19 protein-coding genes and 1 other RNA gene are annotated in these 18,267 nt (G+C 67.1%); 6 read left to right on the top strand and 14 right to left on the bottom strand.

The genetic code is table 11. The features are described 5' to 3' along the window. Nucleotides 1-57 precede the first annotated feature (57 nt). From QQK63_RS16265 to QQK63_RS16275, 3 genes are all read right to left on the bottom strand, one after another. Complete coding sequence (locus tag QQK63_RS16265) at nt 58-1,266, bottom strand: TsoY family (seleno)protein (protein WP_277823849.1); 1,209 nt, start codon at nt 1,264-1,266, stop codon at nt 58-60. A 305-nt stretch (nt 1,267-1,571) separates the two neighbouring features. Beyond that, entirely contained in the window at nt 1,572-2,453 is an 882-nt protein-coding gene (locus QQK63_RS16270) for a bile acid:sodium symporter family protein (protein ID WP_277823847.1), read from the bottom strand. A gap of 5 nt (nt 2,454-2,458) precedes the next feature. Next, on the bottom strand, nt 2,459-4,183 hold the full coding sequence (locus tag QQK63_RS16275; RefSeq protein WP_277823845.1) for an AMP-binding protein: 1,725 nt from the start codon (nt 4,181-4,183) through the stop codon (nt 2,459-2,461). 165 nt (nt 4,184-4,348) lie between these two features. On the opposite strand from QQK63_RS16275, the gene puuE reads away from it, so the two are divergent. Next, on the top strand, nt 4,349-5,758 hold the full coding sequence (gene puuE, locus QQK63_RS16280; RefSeq protein WP_277823843.1) for an allantoinase PuuE: 1,410 nt from the start codon (nt 4,349-4,351) through the stop codon (nt 5,756-5,758). Then, the gene (locus QQK63_RS16285; RefSeq protein WP_277823841.1) at nt 5,755-6,243 is read left to right on the top strand and encodes an ureidoglycolate lyase; all 489 of its coding nucleotides are present in this window, start codon (nt 5,755-5,757) and stop codon (nt 6,241-6,243) included. The genes puuE and QQK63_RS16285 overlap by 4 nt, the downstream gene beginning before the upstream one ends. Before the next feature lie 193 nt (nt 6,244-6,436). Here the strand turns inward: QQK63_RS16285 and rnpB are convergent. The 5 genes from rnpB to gatC form a co-directional block, all read right to left on the bottom strand. Then, an RNA gene (gene rnpB / locus QQK63_RS16290) (RNase P RNA component class A) lies at nt 6,437-6,818 on the bottom strand. Nucleotides 6,819-6,852: 34 nt separating this feature from the next. Further along, nucleotides 6,853-7,506, bottom strand: coding sequence for an N-acetylmuramoyl-L-alanine amidase (locus QQK63_RS16295; protein ID WP_277823839.1), 654 nt, complete (start codon nt 7,504-7,506; stop codon nt 6,853-6,855). Beyond that, entirely contained in the window at nt 7,503-8,360 is an 858-nt protein-coding gene (locus QQK63_RS16300; RefSeq protein ID WP_277823837.1) for a hypothetical protein, read from the bottom strand. Before QQK63_RS16300 ends, QQK63_RS16295 begins: the two co-directional genes overlap by 4 nt. Nucleotides 8,361-8,392: 32 nt before the next feature. Continuing rightward, nucleotides 8,393-9,877 carry an Asp-tRNA(Asn)/Glu-tRNA(Gln) amidotransferase subunit GatA gene (gene gatA, locus QQK63_RS16305; protein ID WP_277823835.1) on the bottom strand — a complete coding sequence of 495 codons (1,485 nt, stop codon included), beginning with the start codon at nt 9,875-9,877 and terminating at the stop codon, nt 8,393-8,395. Nucleotides 9,878-9,879: 2 nt separating this feature from the next. Next, nucleotides 9,880-10,167 (bottom strand): Asp-tRNA(Asn)/Glu-tRNA(Gln) amidotransferase subunit GatC, encoded by a 288-nt coding sequence (gene gatC / locus QQK63_RS16310; protein ID WP_277823833.1) that lies wholly within the window; start codon nt 10,165-10,167, stop codon nt 9,880-9,882. 166 nt (nt 10,168-10,333) lie between these two features. Between gatC and QQK63_RS16315 the strand changes: the two genes are divergently transcribed. Further along, entirely contained in the window at nt 10,334-11,029 is a 696-nt protein-coding gene (locus QQK63_RS16315; protein ID WP_277823831.1) for a metal-dependent hydrolase, read from the top strand. 40 nt (nt 11,030-11,069) lie between these two features. Here QQK63_RS16315 and QQK63_RS16320 read toward each other — a convergent pair whose 3' ends face one another. From QQK63_RS16320 to QQK63_RS16340, 5 genes are all read right to left on the bottom strand, one after another. Next, a complete protein-coding gene (locus QQK63_RS16320; protein WP_277823829.1) occupies nt 11,070-11,576 on the bottom strand; it encodes a GNAT family N-acetyltransferase in 507 nt (168 codons plus the stop codon). Between the two features lie 103 nt (nt 11,577-11,679). Continuing rightward, entirely contained in the window at nt 11,680-11,847 is a 168-nt protein-coding gene (rpmG, locus tag QQK63_RS16325) for a 50S ribosomal protein L33 (protein ID WP_109667404.1), read from the bottom strand. Nucleotides 11,848-11,968: 121 nt separating this feature from the next. Further along, on the bottom strand, nt 11,969-13,264 hold the full coding sequence (gene chrA, locus QQK63_RS16330) for a chromate efflux transporter (protein WP_277823827.1): 1,296 nt from the start codon (nt 13,262-13,264) through the stop codon (nt 11,969-11,971). A 112-nt stretch (nt 13,265-13,376) separates the two neighbouring features. Continuing rightward, entirely contained in the window at nt 13,377-14,159 is a 783-nt protein-coding gene (locus tag QQK63_RS16335) for a Bax inhibitor-1/YccA family protein (RefSeq protein ID WP_277823825.1), read from the bottom strand. 185 nt (nt 14,160-14,344) lie between these two features. Continuing rightward, the gene (locus QQK63_RS16340) at nt 14,345-14,593 is read right to left on the bottom strand and encodes a hypothetical protein (RefSeq protein WP_277823823.1); all 249 of its coding nucleotides are present in this window, start codon (nt 14,591-14,593) and stop codon (nt 14,345-14,347) included. 121 nt (nt 14,594-14,714) lie between these two features. Between QQK63_RS16340 and QQK63_RS16345 the strand changes: the two genes are divergently transcribed. Continuing rightward, nucleotides 14,715-15,569 (top strand): LysR family transcriptional regulator, encoded by an 855-nt coding sequence (locus QQK63_RS16345; protein WP_277823822.1) that lies wholly within the window; start codon nt 14,715-14,717, stop codon nt 15,567-15,569. Nucleotides 15,570-15,576: 7 nt separating this feature from the next. Here the strand turns inward: QQK63_RS16345 and QQK63_RS16350 are convergent, their stop codons facing one another. Beyond that, a complete protein-coding gene (locus tag QQK63_RS16350) occupies nt 15,577-16,536 on the bottom strand; it encodes an NADPH:quinone oxidoreductase family protein (RefSeq protein WP_277823820.1) in 960 nt (319 codons plus the stop codon). Nucleotides 16,537-16,844: 308 nt separating this feature from the next. Here QQK63_RS16350 and QQK63_RS16355 point away from each other — a divergent pair, with 308 nt between their 5' ends. Continuing rightward, nucleotides 16,845-17,228 carry a helix-turn-helix domain-containing protein gene (locus QQK63_RS16355; RefSeq protein ID WP_277823818.1) on the top strand — a complete coding sequence of 128 codons (384 nt, stop codon included), beginning with the start codon at nt 16,845-16,847 and terminating at the stop codon, nt 17,226-17,228. Between the two features lie 102 nt (nt 17,229-17,330). Then, nucleotides 17,331-18,161 (top strand): histidinol-phosphatase, encoded by an 831-nt coding sequence (hisN, locus tag QQK63_RS16360; protein WP_377133352.1) that lies wholly within the window; start codon nt 17,331-17,333, stop codon nt 18,159-18,161. The last annotated feature ends 106 nt before the right edge of the window (nt 18,162-18,267 follow it).

Consider the following 18,267-nt stretch of genomic DNA (forward strand, 5'->3'; position numbering starts at 1 on the left):
AACGAAAGACCGGCGCGGAGGCCGCGCCGGTCCTTGATTCCGTCGGGCGGGGGCGGTTCAGGCGGCGCGCAGCGCGCCCGCCGGTGCCGACCGGAAATGGCGGCGGTGCAGATAGACCACCAGCGCCACCGCAACCGCCTGAAACGCCAGCGCCACGGCGGTCAGCGCCCAATAAGCCGTCCCGAATTTCTCGATCAGACCGGCGCCAACCAGACCGTTGTTGATCCAGAACTGCGTCAGGACGGACAGCGCCACGGGCGGGCAGACCAGCGCGTAATTGCCGGGGCTGATCGCATCGCCCGCAAGGAACCGGCGCGCATAGCCCGTTGCGGCCAGCACCGTCAGACCGAAAAGCGCGAACAGAACCTCGACCGACAACAGCCGCGTCAGCAGCATCATCCGCTCGGCGGCTTCCATATGCGCCTCGAAACTCGTGCCCAGACCATGCGCTTGGCGCAGCATCAGGATGCCGAGGATCGTGGTGATCGGCACGACCATCATCAGCGTCGGGGCCTGTTCGGCGGCGACGCCGTTCTCCAGGATCGACCGCAGGCCGAGGATCAGCCCGACCAGCACGATCAGCACGGCAGCGACCAGAAAGAAACTCGACAGGATCAGCGATATCCCCGCGACGGTGACATTGCCGCTCATGGCCGCAGGCGCCGACAGGCCCACGCCCGTCATCGCAAGCGCAAAGGCGGGCAGCATCTGGGCAAAGGAATTGTTCTTGGCGCAGTCGAACCCGCCCGATGCGGTCACCCGCGCGATGAACCGGCCCAGTTGCTTGAATGCCAGCCAGCCCACCGCCAGAAAGGCCACCATCGCCAGCGGGAACAGGTATTCGACCACCGTCCACAGGCCGGGAACAAAGACCATGCCAAGGATGAAGCCGCCGTTGATCGACATGGCCAGCGCCAGCGGCAGGGCCATCATCTGCGTCTGGGCGTTCGAATTGGCGATGGCCTGACCCTTTTCGCTGGCCCAGAAGCCGCGCATCTTGCGCAGGTTCCACACCAGAAGCGACAGGTTCAAGGCCCCGAAAACGGCGATACCGATCAGCGCCACGACAATAGCCGCCGTAAGCGCCGGGGTGCCCGAGGCCAGCGCGGCGGCAATGTCCTCGAACACGGCCACCGTCTTGCCGGGGTGCGGCACCCAATGCATCAGGTACATGTAGAAGGTGACGGACAGACCGCCCGCGCCCACGGAGGCGAGGAAATAGAGCGGCGACCATTGGTCGGCGGGTCGTTTGAGAATGCTGGACATGGTGTTGGTCTCCTTGATCGGAGACCTGTTTACGCCGCAGGGCAGGGGGGTGTCGGTGACTTTGTTACCACCGTCAATGAATTCGACGGATGGGGTGGGGGCGTGTGGTGGGTTGCACACACCCTACGTCACCCCACCCGAGGCGGGGCGATGCTGCGCGTGAACGCACACCCCACGTCACCCCCGTTTCCGTAGGGTGCGCCTTAAGGCGCACCACCCGACGCGCCCGATCACGACATGCCTGTAGGGTGGGTGAAACCCGCCATAAGCACCGCCGCCAACCGCCAAGGTGGGTTGCACCCACCCTACAGCATCCCCTCCGGCAGCTTCTGCTCGGCGGCCGTATTGGCCCGCCGGAACACCAGCGTGACCAGCGTCGACACGATCACGATGAACAGCGAATAAAGCGCCGGTACCGCCATGTAGCTCTGCGCCTCGTCGCCTGCGAAGGTGAAGGCGATGATGGCAATCGCCAAGGGCCCGTTCTGGATGCCCGTCTCCAGCGCCACCGTCCGCGCATTTCTCGGATGCAGCTTCAGCACCCGCGCGAAACCATAGCCGATCATGATCCCGAACAGGCCCAGCCCGATGGCCGCCACATAGGTCGCGGGCGTCGTCGTCATCAGGAACTGCCAGTTCCGCGGCACCCACGAAATCGCGATGAAGGCGATGAAAAACAACGCCAGCGCCGATCCCATGAATTCCGTGACCGCCCCCACATTGGCGTTCAGCTTGCGCAACACCATCCCGATCGCCACCGGCACCAGCAGCAACACCAGCGTGATGATGATGTTCTCGCGCGGGATCTCCAACTCCAGCGCGGTCGCGTAGATCACAAGGATGATGGGGATCAAGATCACCCCCGTCACGGTCGACGTCACCGTCATCAACACCGACAAGGCCAGATTGCCCTTCGAGAAATAGGTGAAGATGTTCGAGGTCGTCCCCCCCGGCATGCAGGCCATGATCAGCACACCCACCGCGATGGCCTGCGGCAAGGGCAGGATCGTGATCAGCAAAAACCCGAGGAACGGCATGATCCCGTATTGCGACACCACGCCGATCAGCAACCCGTAGGGCCGTTTGAGCGCCAGCCAGAAATCGCGCGGCGTCAGCGATGCCCCCATGCCCAGCATGATGACAAAGATCATCAGCGCCAACAGCGCCTGTTCGAAGGCCCCGACCATCTACGTCACTCCGCTGCGATCTGCGCCATCGCCTCGGCGCGCAGGTCTTTTCTCAGGATCTTGCCGACATTCGATTTCGGCAGTTCGTCGCGGAATTCCACGCGCTTTGGCACCTTGTAGCCGGTCAGATGCTCCTTGGCGTAGGCGCGCAGGTCTTCGGCCGTCAGCCCGGGGTCCGACTTCACCACATAGGCCTTCACCGCTTCGCCGGTTCCCATGTCCGGCACGCCGATCACGGCCACCTCCAGAACGCCGGGATGGGCGGCCAGCACCTCCTCCACCTCGTTGGGATAGACGTTGAACCCCGAGACCACGACCATATCCTTCTTGCGGTCGACGATCCGGACGTAGCCGTCCGCGTCGATCACCCCGATATCGCCGGTCAGGAACCAGTCGCCGCGCATGACCTTGGCGGTCTCTTCGGGCTTTTGCCAATAGCCCAACATCACCTGCGGCCCGCGTGCCGCGATCTCGCCCGCCTCGCCCTGCGCCACGGGGTTCCCCGCATCATCGAGACAGGCGATCTCCGTGCCGGGCACCGGCACCCCGATGGATCCCGGCCGCGCCTTGCCCAAGGGTTCGAAGGTCAGAACCGGCGCCGTCTCGGTCAGGCCATAGCCCTGGATGACGGGCGATCCGGTGATCCGCTCCCATGTCTCGGCCACCGAGGATTGCAGCGCCATGCCGCCCGCGCTCGAAAATTTCAGATGTCGGGGCGGGCTGTCGGTGAACCAGACCTCGTTGGTCAGCCCGTTGAACAGCGTGTTCACCCCGCTCATCCAGGTGATCTTGTAATTCTCGAAGGCCCGCTTGAGGTTGGTCAAAGGCTTGGGATTGGGGATCAGCACGTTGCGCGCGCCCAGCCACCAAAAGCCCAGCAAATTCACGTTGAAGGCAAAGATGTGGTACATCGGCAGCGCGGTCAGCGCGACCTCGCGCCCCTTCTGCAGATCGCCCACCAGCAATTCCATGACCTGTTCCATGTTCACCAACAGGTTCGCATGGCTCAGCATCGCGCCCTTGGACACGCCCGTCGTGCCCCCGGTATATTGCAGCACCGCGACATCATCCGGTGCCACGCCCTGGTGATAGGCATCCACCTCGATCCGCGCCTCCTGCGCATGGGCGCGACCCGCCGCCAGCGCGTCGGGCAGACGGATATGGGCGATCTCGATCGGCTTGACGGTCCGGTCCCAGTATTTTTGCACCAGCCCCACGATGCCGCGCGGCATCGCGGGCAGAAACTCGGCCACCCGCGTCACGATCACGTTGGGGATCGGATGACCCGCCGTCGCCGCCGGCACCTTGTCGGCGAACATGTCGACGATGATCAGCGCATGGGGGCGGGCATCGGCGAATTGCCGCGCCATCTCCTCGGCGGTGTAAAGCGGGTTGACGTTGACCAGAACGCAGCCCGCCTTCAGCACGCCGAAGGCCGCCACCGGAAAGGACAGGCAATTGGGCATCTGCACCGCCACCCGGTCCCCCGCCCGCAACCCCGCGATCTCGCGCAGGTAGACGGCCAGCGCATCCGACATCTCGTCGACCTGCGCGAAACTCAGCGTGCCGTTCATCCCGTTGGGCAGGCAGCAAGTAAAGGCCGGATTGCGGCCATGGGTCTCGGCCACGCTGCGGATCATGTCCGCCAGGTTGCGATAGGCGGGCTCCGAGATCTCGGTCCGCGCGCCCGCGCGGTAGAATGCCGTCCAGGGCTTGTCCGGATGGTCCATGAGCCTCCCCTCTCACGTCGTTCCTGACGGGGGACGCTATCCCAACTCCGTTTGCGCGTGAAACGAAATCCGTCGGGACGTGGCGTCATCTCCGCATCTCCCCCGCCCCTTGCAACCGCCCGCGCCCTTGGCCAAAGCTGTGCCGCGAGAACCGGAGACCCCGCCATGACCAGATACCCCCGCGACCTGACCGGCTACGGTGCCACCCCCCCCGATCCGCAATGGCCGAACGGGGCCAAGATCGCCGTCCAGATCGTGATGAATTACGAGGAAGGCGGCGAGAACAACATCTTGCATGGCGACCCCGCCTCCGAAGGCTTCCTGTCCGAGATCACCGGCGCCCAGCCCTGGCCGGGGATGCGGCACTGGAACATGGAATCGATCTATGAATACGGCGCGCGCGCCGGGTTCTGGCGGCTCCACCGGATGCTCGCGCATCTGCCCATCACCGTCTACGGCGTGACCAGCGCGCTCGCCCGCGCCCCCGAACAGGTCGCCGCGATGAAACAGGCGGGTTGGGAAATCGCCTCCCATGGCCTCAAGTGGATCGAACACAAGGACATGGACGAGGCGACCGAACGCGCGCTGGTGGCCGAGGCCATCCGCCTGCATACCGAGGTCACGGGCGCGCCGCCGCGCGGCTGGTACACCGGGCGCTCCTCGATGAATTCCGTGCCGCTGGCCGCCGAAACCGGCCTCTTTGCCTATATCGCCGATGATTACGCCGACGACCTGCCCTACTGGCGCCGCTTCGGTGACCGCGACCAGCTGATGATCCCCTATACGCTCGACGTGAATGACATGCGCTTCGCCATCCAGGCGGGCTTCAGCGAAGGCAGCCAGTTCGAGCGCTATATCCGTGACACCTTCGATTGCCTCTATGCCGAGGGTCAGGCCGGTCGGCCCGCGATGATGTCCATCGGCCTTCATTGCCGCCTCGCCGGGCGTCCGGGCCGCGCGCTGGCGCTTCAGCGCGCCATCGATCACATGGCCGCGCACGAGGGTGTCTGGTTCGCCACCCGCCTCCAGATCGCCGAACACTGGGCGCGCACCCATCCCCCCCAGCCGCGAACCAGGCCCTCAGAAATGGATCGTGCGACCTTCGTCGCCGAATTCGGCGGCATCTTCGAACATTCCCCCTGGATCGCCGAACGCGCCCATGGGCTGGAGCTTGGCCCCACCCATGACACGGCCACGGGCGTCCATTCCGCGCTCGCCCGCGTTTTCCGCGCCGCCAGTCCCGCGGAACGCCTCGGCGTCCTGACCGCCCACCCCGATCTGGCGGGCAAGCTTGCGGCGGCCAAACGCCTGACCCCCGACAGCACGGCGGAACAAGCCAGCGCCGGCCTCGATGCCCTGACCGATGCCGAACGCGCCGAGTTCACCGAACTCAACAGCGCCTATACCGCGAAATTCGGCTTCCCCTTCATCATCGCCGTGCGCGACAACACCAAGGCCTCGATCCTCGACGCCTTCCGCCGCCGCCTCGGCCAAGACCGCGACACCGAATTCGCCGAGGCCTGCCGCCAGGTCGAACGCATCGCCGAACTCCGCCTGCGGGAGAAACTGGGATGAGCGAGACGATCCTCATCCAGCCCCTGACGGAAACGGCCTTCGCCCCCTTCGGCGAGGTGCTCGAGACCTCGGGCGATCCCGACCGGATCATCAACCAGGGTCTCTGCGGCCGCTGGCACGACCGCGCGCGCCTCGATATCGTGGACGGGCAGACGGGCATCAGCCTTTTTCGTTCCGAGACCCGCGCGCTGCCCTACCGGCTCGACATGGTCGAACGCCATCCGATGGGCAGCCAGGCTTTCCTCCCGATGTCCCACGATCCTTTCCTCGTGATCGTCGCCCCCGACGAAGGCGGGACACCGGGCCTCCCGCTGGCCTTCCGCAGCGCGCCGGGGCAGGGCATCAACATCGCGCGCAACACCTGGCACGGGGTCCTGACGCCGCTCCACGCGCCGGGGCTTTTCGCCGTGATCGACCGGATCGGCGAGGGCGCGAACCTCGAGGAACACTGGTTCGCGACCCCCTACACAGTCCGCGACGCCTGAGACCGCGGAAAGCACTGCCCGCGTCGCCAAAGGCGATGGTGCCAAAGCTAGGGGGCTCTGCCCCCGTCCTGCGGACTCCCCCGGAGTTTTCCGGCCAAGATGAAGAAAAGCCCGCACCTTCATCTTGGCTAAAAAACTCCCGCCGGAGGCTCCCGCAGCTGCCGCGGGCGCTGCGGGTCGAGGGACAGAAGAGGTGCGCGGAGGGCCTGTAAGCCGGATTCTGTCCAAGGGGTCGCCCCCTCTGGATGGCCATTCCTCTGGACGCGGGATTGCTTCCGCGCCTCAAGCTGCCAACCCGGATGCCTGGGGGCGAAGCCAGCCCCCGGGGTTGCCCCCGCGACATCCCTATTCGGCATTGCTCCCGGTGGGGCTTGCCGTGCCGCTCCTGTTGCCAGTCGCGCGGTGGGCTCTTACCCCACCGTTTCACCCTTGCTGGGCCCCGAGGGGCACAGCGGTTTCATTTCTGTGGCGCTTTCCGTCGGATCGCTCCGCCCGGGCGTTACCCGGCACCGTGGCTTCAGGGAGTCCGGACTTTCCTCGAACGGTTGCCCGCCCGCGGCCATCCAGCCCTCCGCGCAAGGCCTGAGCTACGCTCAGAGCGCCGCGGGTTCAAGCGCGCATATGCGCGGCCATCTCGGCCATGATCGCGCAATCGCGCCCGTCGAGCGGTCCGCGCATCCCGTGCCGGAACCGCAGCCGGACCGCCGCCAGCAACAGCGCGTCCTCCACATCGGGAAACCCATAGGCCAGCGCATCGGCCCGGAACCGGCCCGGATCGAGCGGCGACACCCCGCGTCCTGCAGGCCAAAGCGCCAGCCCCCCCCGCGCCAGCCTTTCCCAGTCGAAGCGCGGGCCGGGGTCGATCTTGCGCCCCGGCGCCATGCACGAATGCCCGATCACGCCATGGGCCGGGATCTCCCACCGCGCGAGGATGCCGGGCAACAGCCCCTCCAGCCCATCCATCAGCGCCGCTGCAAAGGGCGAGGCGCCGTCATTGTCCAGTTCGATCCCGATCGAGCGCGAATTCACATCGCCTTGCCCGCGCCATTCCCCCGCGCCCGCATGCCAGGCGCGCAGCGCTTCATCCACCAGCGCCACGACCTGCCCGTCGCGGCGGATCAGGTAATGCGCCGACACTTCGCGTTCCGGCGCGCACAGAACCCGGATCGCCGCCTCGCAATCGGCCATGGCCGTGTAATGGATCACCACCAATTCCGGGCGCAGCCCGTCGCGCCGCGGCCCGTGATTGGGCGACAGGCTCAATTCCGCGCAGCCGCCGCGGCGGCGCGAAAGACCGACGGATCCCAGCCGCAGGCAAAGCCGTCGCCATCGGGATCCAGCCCCTGACGGTCGCGCCCCGGCCCGCCGTTTTGCAAGAACCACTCCTGCGCCAGATCGGCGGAGCGGAAGGAGAGACAGGCGCGCTGGTGCCGCGTCTCCGAGATCGGGCGGCGGGTATAGCGCCGCTCGCCCAAGCCATGGGTCGTGGCCAACGCGTAATCGACGATATTCGGGCCCAGCCCCTCGGGCCGGTCGGGCACGGCGCTGGGCGCGACCACGACCCGGTCGGCCTGCATCCGGGCCAGACGCTCCGCATCGCTTTCGATCGTCTCGCGGGTGGCGACGGCGGTGAAATCCTGCTCGTCCGAGATGCCGGGGTTGCCGGACAGCGCGCTGGCCACCAGAGTCGGGGCGGCGGGTGCCGGCGCAGGCGCGACAACGGCGCTCGCCGGAGCAGGGGCCGGGGCAGGGGGCGCGGCCGGGACGGCGGGCCTGTCGCGCAAGGCGGCCATGGTCGCTGCGGCGATCCCTTGGGGCTCGGCTGTGGGGGCGGGGGTGGCCGCCGTCTGCACGATCACCGGGGCAGGGGCCGCGACAGGTGCCGCGCGCGGCGGCGCAGGCGGCAGGGCCGCGCTGACCGGGGCCAAGGGCGAGGCGACGGTCGCAGGTTGCCCGCGCAACATCGCGCGCCGCGCCTCCAGCGCCTGAAGATCGGCAAACCCGACACCTTGGGCCACATCGTTCGGCGGCGCGCCTCCCGTGCAGGCCGAAAGCGCGGCGACCAAGATCATACCATGGACAAGGGCGCTACCGCCCGTCCGGAACCTTGCAAACATGACTGCCTCGAAACATTATCGTTTTCGAGACATTACCACCATTTCGCCGGTTTCGCCACAAATCCCGCGGCCTGTTCCAGCGCGTAGCCGATGTTCAACAACTCGCCCTCTTCCCAGGGTTTGCCGATCAGCTGCAGCCCCATGGGCAGCCCCTGCGCATTCAGCCCCGCAGGCACGGCCAGCCCCGGCAGACCGGCGAGGTTGACCGTCACCGTGAAGACGTCGTTGAGATACATCTGCACCGGGTCGTCGAATGTCTGACCCAGCTCAAAGGCGGCGGATGGCGTGGCGGGCGTCAGGATCGCGTCGATCCCATCGGCGAACACCGTCTCGAAGTCGCGCTTGATCAGGGTGCGGACCTTGCGGGCGCGGTTGTAATAGGCGTCGTAATAGCCCGCCGACAGAACATAGGTGCCGACCATCACGCGGCGGCGCACTTCGGCCCCGAAACCTTCGGCGCGGGTCTTCTCGTACATATCCGTGATGCCATCGCCCTGCGCGAGCTTGGCGCGATAGCCGAACCGCACCCCGTCATAGCGCGCGAGGTTCGACGACGCCTCGGCGGGCGCGATGACATAATAGGTGGGCAGCGCGTATTTCGTATGCGGCAGGCTGATGTCGCGGATCACCGCGCCCGCATCGGCCAGCATCTCGCGGCCACGGGCCCACAGCGCCTCGATCTCCTCGGGCATCCCCTCCATCCGGTATTCGCGGGGAATGCCGATCACCTTGCCGCGAATGTCGCCGGTCAGCATCGCCTCGAAATCGGGCACGGGCAGATCGGCGCTGGTCGAATCCCTCGGGTCATGGCCCATCATGGCGGCGCCCATGATGGCGGCATCGCGCACCGTCTTGGTCATAGGCCCGGCCTGATCCAGCGACGAGGCGAAGGCCACGATCCCCCAGCGCGAACAGCGCCCGTAGGTGGGCTTCAACCCCACCGTTCCGGTAAAGGCCGCAGGCTGGCGGATCGACCCGCCCGTATCGGTGCCGGTGGCCGCAAGGCACAGATCGGCGGCGACGGCGGCGGCAGAGCCGCCCGAGGAGCCGCCGGGCGTCAGCGCCGCATCCGAATTGCCCGCCCGCCACGGGTTCACGGCATTGCCGTAGACGCTGGTCTCGTTGGACGAGCCCATGGCGAATTCGTCCATGTTCAGCTTGCCCAGCATCACCGCGCCCGCATCCTGCAACCGCCCCGAAACGGTGGATTCGTATTCGGGCCGGAACCCTTCGAGGATTTTCGAGGCCGCCTGGCTCGGCACGCCCTTGGTGCAGAACAGGTCCTTGATCCCCACCGGGATGCCGCACATGCCAGACGCATCGCCCGCCTTGATCCGCTGATCGGCGGCCTTGGCGCGCTCCAGCGCGATTTCGGGCGTCTTGTGGACAAAAGCCCCCAGCGCATCGGCGGCATCGATCGCGGCAAGGCAGGCTTCGGTCAGCGCGACGCTCGTGGTCTCGCCCTTGCGCAGCGCGTCGCGGGCCTCGGCGATGGTCAGTTTCGTCAGGTCGGACATGCTCACTCCACCACCTTGGGAACCGCGAAAAAGCCTTCGCGCGCATCGGGGGCATTGGCCAGAACCGCTTTTTGCTGGTCGCCGTCGCTCACCACGTCCTCGCGGCGGGGCAGGCGCATCGGCGTCACGCTCACCATCGGCTCCACGTCGCTCACGTCCAGTTCCTGCAATTGCTCGATGAAGCCGAGGATCGCGTTGAAATCGTCGGCGAGCGCGGGCAGGTCGGCCTCGTCCACGCGGATGCGGGCGAGCTTGGCGACCTTGGCGGCGGTGGCGCGGTCAATGGACATGGGGCGTGCACTCTCCTCGGGCCGGTGCGGCGGGACAGGGGGCGGTTTAGCCCCGCACAGCCCCGCCCGCAAGCGTGTCGGACAGCAGATGCGGCAGGCACTTTGCGCCCGGGCGCGCCCGCGTCTATCCTGCCCCAAGAACAGGAACGTCCCGAGGGAGGGGAAAATGAAATACACATGGCTCGGACATGCCGGGGTGCGGCTCGAGATCGGGGATCAGGTGCTCCTGATCGACCCGTGGGAACAGGGCAACCCGATGTTTCCCGCAGCACAGCGCGACGCGGTGTTCGCAGGCGTGACCGCCATCCTGATCACGCACGGCCATTTCGACCATGTCGCGGGTCTGGGCGATCTGGCGCGCGAACTGGGCGTGCCGGTCTATGGCATGGTGGAACTGATGGGCTGGCTTGCCGCGCAGGAAACCGGGATCGAGACGACCGGCTTCAACAAGGGCGGCACGGTGCGGCTGGGCGATGTCGCCGTCACCATGGTCCATGCAGTCCATTCCTCCTCCGTGGGCGGCGACGGCCCGCCCGTCTATGCCGGTGAGCCTGCGGGCTACATCCTCGAGGGCGAGGGGCGCGCCGTCTATGTCTCGGGCGATACCGACGTGATGGCCGACATGAAGATCTGGGCCGACATCCACGCCCCTGATCTCGGCATCCTCTGCGCGGGCGGCCATTACACCATGGGCATGACGCGCGCGGCCTACGCGGCCTCGAAACTCTTCAGCTTCAAGACCGTGATTCCCTACCATTACAAGACCTTCCCGGCCCTCGAACAATCCGCCGACCCGATGAAGGCGGCCTTGCCGGGGGTCCGCGTCCTCGACCCCGATCCGGGTGTGACGATCGAGGTCTGAGGGAAAGATCGGCGGGCGCCCTCGGGCATCCCGCCACCCCTCACAGCGCGCGTTCCATCTCCACCGCCGGAAAGGTGATGCCGGGGCGCAGCGCGATTACGATCTCGCCCCGCGTACGGAACCCCATCGCGCGGTAGAACGCCTCCGCCGTCCGCGTCGACTGGCAGATCATCCGCTCCACCCCCGCGGCCAGCGCATCGGCCAGAACCCGCGTCAGGATCGCCTGCGCCAACCCTTGGCGCAGATGGTCGGGATGGGTGGCGACATGGCGCACATGCCCGATCTCGGGCAGGCCCGCGCCACCCTGCGGCGGCGACCGGCTCCAGCCGCCCGCCGCCAGCGCGCGGCCCGCCCCGTCCTCGGCCATGAAATAACTGCCCGACCGCAACAGCGCCGGGTTCGCGCGCGAAATCAGCGGCAGCGCCGTCACCAGCACCGAAGGCGCGTAATCGCGCTTGAGCAATGCCGGGTAACTCGCGGCAAGCAGCGTGTCGATGGCACCAAGATCGGCGCCCGTCGTCGTCCGGATCGTGATCGTGTCACTCATGGTCTCAGGCTTTCGGGGGATCGGTCGTTCGGACCGCTGAAAACGAAAAAGGGCCGCGGCGGTGTTCCCGTCGCGGCCCTCAGGTCGGATATGGAAAGGCGGATTACTTGATCTTCCCTTCCTTGTATTCGACATGCTTGCGCACGACAGGATCGTACTTTCGTACGGTCATCTTGTCGGTCATGGTGCGCGCGTTTTTCTTGGTCACGTAGAAATGGCCCGTCCCGGCGGTCGAGTTCAGGCGGATCTTGATGGTCGTCGGCTTCGCCATGGGTCGGGCTCCTGCACAAATCGGGGCGGAGCGTCGGGCGCGCCGCGTCAAGTCTTGAGACTGCGCCTTTTACCCGCGCCCCGCCCTGAGTCAACCCCCGAGTCACCCCCATATTGACGGCTCAAATCCCGCCCGTCGCCCATGTGGCACCCAGCCCCGCCAAAGCCATCACCGGCAGCACCTTCATCAGGTCCCACCGCAGCCCCCAGATCAGCGCCGCCGCCACTCCCGTAAGCCCCAGCGCCACCCCGTCAAGGCTCGTCCAGACCGGCACCAGAACACGCAGCGGCCCCACGGGCTGGCTCTCCAAGTTTCCAAACAGAACATGGGCCGCAAACCAGATCGACAGGTTCAGGATAACGCCCACCACCGCAGCCGTGATCGCCTGCAGCGCGCCGGTCAGGCGCGGGCGGCTGGCGATCCAGTCGACATACGGCGCGCCCGCAAAGATCCACAGGAAACAGGGCGCGAAAGTCACCCACAGCGTGACCAAGGCCGCAGCCAGCCCCAGACCCCAGCCGCCCGCCTGCGCACCCGCCAAAAACCCCACGAATTGCGTCACAAGGATCAAGGGCCCCGGCGTCGTCTCGGCCAGACCCAGCGCATCCATCATCTGCGCGGTCGTGAGCCAGCCGAAATCGCCCACGACCGCCTGCACCATATAGGCCAGAACCGCATAGGCCCCGCCAAAGGTCACGACAGCGAGCTTGGCAAAGAACAACCCCACCTGCGCCAACAGACCGCCCGGATCGACCAGCCACAAAACCGCCAGCGGCAAGAGCCAGACCGCCCCCCAGATCGCGACGGTCCGGGCGGTGTCCCGCCCCGAGACGCGCGCCACCGCCGCCCCCTCCGGCACGGCCTTCGCAAGCAGGACCGCACCCAGACCACCGGCCCCCAGAACGATCAGCGGAAAGGGCAGCTGCACCGCGTAGATGCCAAGAAACGCCGCCGCCGCGATCGCGTAGGGCAATAACCCCGTCAGCGCGCGCTTGGACACTTTCACCAAGGCCTGCACCACGATCACGATCACCGCGGCCTTGATGCCCAGAAACAGCGCCTGCACCAACGGCACCCCGCCATAGGCGGCATAAAGGCTGGCCAGCGCCAAGATCACCAGCGCGCCGGGAATGACGAACAACAGCCCCGCGATCAGCCCGCCCGGCATCCCCGCCCGCTTCCACCCGGCATAGGTGGCCAGCTGCATCGCCTCTGGCCCCGGCAACAACATGCAAAACGACAGCGCCCGCAGGAATTGCGCCTCGCTCAGCCAGGGCCGCTCCTCGACCAGCTCCTTGTGCATCAGCGCGATTTGCGCCGCAGGCCCGCCAAAGGACAAAAGCCCGATCCGTCCAAAGACGCGGGTCAACTCGGGCAGGTCGCGGGGCGTGGGGGCGGGGGCGGCGGCATCGGTCATGATCGGGGTATATGGCGCAGCCGCCTGCTGCGTCCCCGTGAATTTTTCATGACGGCAAAGGAAAAGGGCCGGGGATGACCCCGGCCCTTCGCAATCCTCATGCCTGCAGGCGCTATTCCTGCTGGCCCATGAACATGAGCAGGAACTGGAACATGTTCAGGAAGGAGATGTAGAGGCTCAGCGACCCGTCGATCGCGGCCTTGTCCAGCCATTCCTGATCGCCATGCGCGGCATGTGCCACGTAGGTTCCCTTGATCTCCTGCGTATGGAACGCCGTCAGGCCCGCAAAGACCAGAACGCCGATCGCCGAAATCGCGAACATCATCGCGGGCGACTGCAGGAAGATGTTGATGACCATCGCCACCAACAGGCCGATCACGCCCATCATCAGGAACGTGCCCATGCCCGACAGGTCGCGCTTGGTGGTGTAGCCCCAGAGGCTCAGACCGGCAAAGGCGATGGCCGTCACAAGGAAGGTCTGCACGATCGAATAGGTCGTGAAGACAAGGAAGATCGAGCTCATCGACACGCCCATGGCCGCCGCGAAGGCAAAGAAGCCAAGCGACACGGCCGCAGCCGAACCACGGCGCATCAGCGCGCCCCAGCCGAACAGGATGAAGGCGAGCGGCGCCAGCATCACCACCCAGCGCAGCGGCGACAGGTAGAGCGACGCACCCAGACCCGTCAGCAGCGTGCCGTTGCCCAGCTGGGCAGCGGCCATCGCCGGATCGGTCGTGGTGGCAAGATTGCTGATCGCCCAAGCGGCGGCAGCGGTGATGAGCATGCCACCCGACATGGTGGCATAGACCTTGTTCATGTGGGCCTTGAGGCCCTCGTCGATCGCAGCGGCGCGGGCACCCGAAAGGCCGGCCCGGATCGTCTGATAGTCTGCCATGTATCCCTCCAAGAAAGACATCGTCCGGAAACGCACCACGCGCGAACCGCGCGCACGCTCCCATCCTTGACGCTAATATCGGGGAGCTTGGCCCTCATTTCAAGAAAGTCGCGCCGCAAGCGGGGCCTGCGGCGCGATAGTTTTTTCCTATTGAAGGCTCCGGGAAGCTCCGGTCAGCTCCGGATTCAGCGCAGGCCCTGAAGCCGCAGGTCCCAGCCGGGCTGGACCGCGACGCGCGGGGCCGCCGGGTCGATCAGACCCGCATCGCGCCGCTGGCGGGCGTCGAGTGCGCGCAGGTGTCGCGCGTCGAGCGCGCGCTGGCGATACGCGTCGGTCCAGCCGGTCAGCCGGGCGATGGCGTGGGCCAGAGCCGAGGGGGTGAAAACGGCGCGACCCATGGCGGTCGCCCCGTGCGAAGCCATGAGGTTGGCCATCGGGGTATCCTTTCGAGTTTCGTGATTCAAAATCGGAAATTGATTTCGAGGCTTGATATATGTGCACCCTTATGCATCTTGAAAGTGAATGTTTCTGAAGTTTCAGATCACAGGATGTGATATGCCGCGCAACCTCGACCTCACCGCCCTCCGCGCCTTCGTCGCCGTCGCCGATGCAGGCGGCGTGACCAAGGCCTCTGGCTACCTCAACCTCACCCAATCCGCCGTCTCCATGCAGCTCAAGCGGCTCGAGGATATGCTCGACGTGGGCCTTTTCGACCGCTCCACCCGGCGGCTGATCCTGACCGGCGCGGGTGAACAGATGCTGGGCTATGCGCGCCGGATGCTCGATCTCAACGACGAGGTTCTGACGCGCCTCACCGCCTCCGATTACGAGGGGCAGCTGACGCTCGGTGTGCCCCACGACATCGTCTATCCCTCCATCCCCCGCGTCCTGCACCGGCTCGCCGTCGATTTCCCCCGCGTCAAGGTGCAGCTCGTCTCCTCCTACACCGAACGGCTCAAGCGCATGTTCGCCCGCGGCGAGGTCGACGCCATCCTCACGACCGAAGCCTCTTGCGACGCGGGCGGCGAAACGCTGATCACCCGCCCCCTCGTCTGGGTCGGGGCCGAGGGCGGGCAGATGTGGAAACAGCGCCCCCTGCGGCTCGCCTTCGAACATGCCTGCATCTTCCGCAATTCCGTGCAGGCAGCCCTCGACCGGGCCGGCATCCCTTGGGAAATGGCGGTGGAATCCGATTCGATCCGCACGGTGGAGGCCTCGGTCAGCGCCGATCTCGCCGTCCACGCCTGCATCGAAGGCACCGAACCGCCCTATGTCGAACGCATCGCCCATGGCGGCGCCCTGCCGCCCCTGCCGCAGATCCGGATCAACCTCTACCGCTCCGACCTCAACCGGGGCCAACCGCTCGACGCGCTCGTCGAACTGACCCGCGCGGGCTTCCGCAGCCTGTGACGGCGGATCACAGCCGTACCACGACCTTCCCCGTGCTCTTGCGGTCCCGCAAAAGCGCCAGCGCCGCGCCCGCCTCCTCCAGCGGATAGACCGCGCTCACATGCGGCCGGATGCGTCCCGCCGCCTGCCAGCCCATGACCTCGGCCAAGGACGCTGCCATGACATCGGGCGCAAAGCGCAGGTAGCCGCCCCAATAGACGCCCATCACGTTCACGTTCTTGACCAGCAGCAGGTTCGCGGGGATCTGCGGAACCTGCCCGCTGGCAAAGCCGATGCACAGGATCCGCCCCTCGGGCCGCGTCGCGCGCAGCGCCGCGTCGAACCCCGCGCCCCCCACCGCGTCATAGACCACGTCGACCCCGCCCAAGGCCTTCAGCGCCGCCCGCAGGTCGCCCGCCCCGCTGTCGATCAGGTGCCGCGCGCCCGCAGCTTCGGCCACGGCAAGCTTGTCCGCCCCCCGCGCCACCGCGATCACCTCGGCCCCCATCACTGTGCCCAGTTCCACCGCCGTCAGGCCCACGCCCCCCGCGGCCCCCAGCACCAGCAGCCGTTCCCCCGCCTGCAACCGCGCCCGATGCGCCAAGGCCAGATGCGAGGTGCCATAGGCCACGACGAAGCCCGCCGCCGCCTCCATCCCCATCGCCTCGGGGATCGGCACCGCGCGGGCGGCCTCCATCACGCAAAACTCGGCCAGCCCGCCATGGCCCGCGAACCCCGCAACGCGCGTCCCGATCGCGGGCGCCGTCACCCCCGGCCCCAGCGCCTCGACCACGCCCGCCACTTCCATGCCCAGCGTGAAGGGCAGGGGGGGCGTGTCCTGGTAATCGCCCGTGATCATCAACAGATCCGCGAAATTCAGCCCGCAGGCCGCGACCCGCACCAGAACCTCGCCCGGCCCGGGCGCGGGCCGGGCGATCTCGACCAGCGCGGGCGGCTGCCCGCTTTCGGTGACGCGAAAGGCGCGCATCCTGTCCTCCCCTGCCGTGACCGCCCCACCCTAGCCGCGCCCGCCCGGCCAAGCCAAGCGGCGCTTGCGCAAACGCGCTGTTGCGGGACACGCAAAAGGCGACTAACTTCACCTCAACTCGCGTCGGATCAGTATTTTGGTGGGCAACTGCCTCATAGGATGAGCGTGTGCGCCCCAGTTCGCCAAAGGATTGATCCCGGTTCGGGCCGCGCTATCTGTTCGAGGCCGAGGTTTTTCCACGGCACAGGTCGTCCGGGAGGACCGGCGCGGGCGGCAAAGGATCGGTTTGGCAATCAAGGGAGGGGCTCGTGAAGCACCCTGTAGACGTCCACGTCGGAAAACGCGTCCGGCATCGCCGCTGGATGGTCGGAATGACCCAGCAGCAGCTGGCCGAAAAGGTCGGCATCAAGTTTCAGCAGATCCAGAAATACGAAACCGGCATGAACCGCATCAGCGCCTCGCGCCTGTGGGACATCGCCGAGGCGCTGTCGGTGCCCGTGGCCTATTTCTTCGAAGGCATGACCGGTGCCGAGGACGAGGGGCAGGTCGCGGCCAATACCCAGGGCCTGCCGGGGGACATCCTCGCCGACAAGGAGGCGCTGGAACTGGTCCGCTCCTATTACGCCATCCCCGAAAACCAGCGCCGCCGCCTCTTCGAACTGGCGCGCGTCTTGTCGGATGCGGCCGCCTGATCCGGCCCGCCTGACCGTACCCGCCTGACCCTGCCCGCTTGACCCCGGACAGGGGATCGTGCCACCTCGGACCTGCGTCCAGACCCGCAGAGCCCGAGGCCCATGATGCCCGATCCCCAGCCCGGCGCCGCGGGCGAACTTCCCGCCCCTGATCTGATCTCCTGCGCCCATGCGATGGCCGATGCCGCGCGCGCGGCGATCTTGCCGCATTTCCGCAACCCCGCCCTCCTGACCGAAGACAAGGGCGTGGGCCGTTTCGACCCGGTGACCGAGGCCGACCGCGCCGCCGAGACCGCGATGCGCGCCATCCTCGCCGAACGCCGCCCCCAAGACGCGATCTTGGGCGAGGAACAGGGTACGACCGCCGGAACATCGGGCCTGACTTGGGTGCTCGATCCCATCGACGGCACCCGCGCCTTCATGTCCGGCACGCCCACCTGGGGCGTTCTGATCGCGCTTTGCGATGCCCGTGGCCCGCTCTACGGCCTGATCGACCAGCCGCATATCGGCGAAAGGTTCGAGGGCGGATTTGGCCGCGCGCAATTGATGGGGCCGCGCGGCTCCCTGCCGCTTTGCACCCGCGCCACCGCGGCGCTTGCCGATGCCATCCTCTTTTCCACCTTCCCCGAGGTCGGCACACCCCCTGAGCGCGCGGGCTTCGAGGCGGTCCGCGACCGCGTGAAACTCACCCGCTACGGGATGGATTGCTACGCCTATGCGCTTCTTGCGGCAGGACAGATCGACCTCGTGATCGAGGCGGGGCTGGCCGCCTATGACATCTGCGCCCCCATCGCCGTGATCAAGGCCGCGGGCGGCATCGTCACCGATTGGCAGGGCGGCCCGGTCCACGCAGGCGGGCGCGCGCTTGCCGCCGCCAACCCCTCGGTCCATGCCGCAGCCCTCGCCCTCCTGAAATCTGTCCCCGATGCCTGAGCCTTGCCTGCGCAAGATGCCCATCGCCGTGCCCCACAATGCACGCAGCAGCGCCACGGCCCCGGGGTCGCGCCGCGCCCGCGCTGCGGATGATGGCCGGTCTGCC

The organism is Roseicyclus marinus (genome assembly GCF_030163795.1).
Lineage (GTDB): Bacteria > Pseudomonadota > Alphaproteobacteria > Rhodobacterales > Rhodobacteraceae > Roseicyclus > Roseicyclus marinus.

What these genes read in the sequence shown, in the direction of transcription:
- QQK63_RS16265 (WP_277823849.1), bottom strand. Translation starts at nt 1,266, where the DNA reads ATGTCCAGCATTCTCAAACGACCCGCCGACCAATGGTCGCCGCTCTAT.
- QQK63_RS16270 (WP_277823847.1), bottom strand. Translation starts at nt 2,453, where the DNA reads ATGGTCGGGGCCTTCGAACAGGCGCTGTTGGCGCTGATGATCTTTGTC.
- QQK63_RS16275 (WP_277823845.1), bottom strand. Translation starts at nt 4,183, where the DNA reads ATGGACCATCCGGACAAGCCCTGGACGGCATTCTACCGCGCGGGCGCG.
- puuE (WP_277823843.1), top strand. Translation starts at nt 4,349, where the DNA reads ATGACCAGATACCCCCGCGACCTGACCGGCTACGGTGCCACCCCCCCC.
- QQK63_RS16285 (WP_277823841.1), top strand. Translation starts at nt 5,755, where the DNA reads ATGAGCGAGACGATCCTCATCCAGCCCCTGACGGAAACGGCCTTCGCC.
- QQK63_RS16300 (WP_277823837.1), bottom strand. Translation starts at nt 8,360, where the DNA reads ATGTTTGCAAGGTTCCGGACGGGCGGTAGCGCCCTTGTCCATGGTATG.
- gatA (WP_277823835.1), bottom strand. Translation starts at nt 9,877, where the DNA reads ATGTCCGACCTGACGAAACTGACCATCGCCGAGGCCCGCGACGCGCTG.
- gatC (WP_277823833.1), bottom strand. Translation starts at nt 10,167, where the DNA reads ATGTCCATTGACCGCGCCACCGCCGCCAAGGTCGCCAAGCTCGCCCGC.
- QQK63_RS16315 (WP_277823831.1), top strand. Translation starts at nt 10,334, where the DNA reads ATGAAATACACATGGCTCGGACATGCCGGGGTGCGGCTCGAGATCGGG.
- QQK63_RS16320 (WP_277823829.1), bottom strand. Translation starts at nt 11,576, where the DNA reads ATGAGTGACACGATCACGATCCGGACGACGACGGGCGCCGATCTTGGT.
- rpmG (WP_109667404.1), bottom strand. Translation starts at nt 11,847, where the DNA reads ATGGCGAAGCCGACGACCATCAAGATCCGCCTGAACTCGACCGCCGGG.
- chrA (WP_277823827.1), bottom strand. Translation starts at nt 13,264, where the DNA reads ATGACCGATGCCGCCGCCCCCGCCCCCACGCCCCGCGACCTGCCCGAG.
- QQK63_RS16335 (WP_277823825.1), bottom strand. Translation starts at nt 14,159, where the DNA reads ATGGCAGACTATCAGACGATCCGGGCCGGCCTTTCGGGTGCCCGCGCC.
- QQK63_RS16340 (WP_277823823.1), bottom strand. Translation starts at nt 14,593, where the DNA reads ATGGCCAACCTCATGGCTTCGCACGGGGCGACCGCCATGGGTCGCGCC.
- QQK63_RS16345 (WP_277823822.1), top strand. Translation starts at nt 14,715, where the DNA reads ATGCCGCGCAACCTCGACCTCACCGCCCTCCGCGCCTTCGTCGCCGTC.
- QQK63_RS16350 (WP_277823820.1), bottom strand. Translation starts at nt 16,536, where the DNA reads ATGCGCGCCTTTCGCGTCACCGAAAGCGGGCAGCCGCCCGCGCTGGTC.
- hisN (WP_377133352.1), top strand. Translation starts at nt 17,331, where the DNA reads ATGATGCCCGATCCCCAGCCCGGCGCCGCGGGCGAACTTCCCGCCCCT.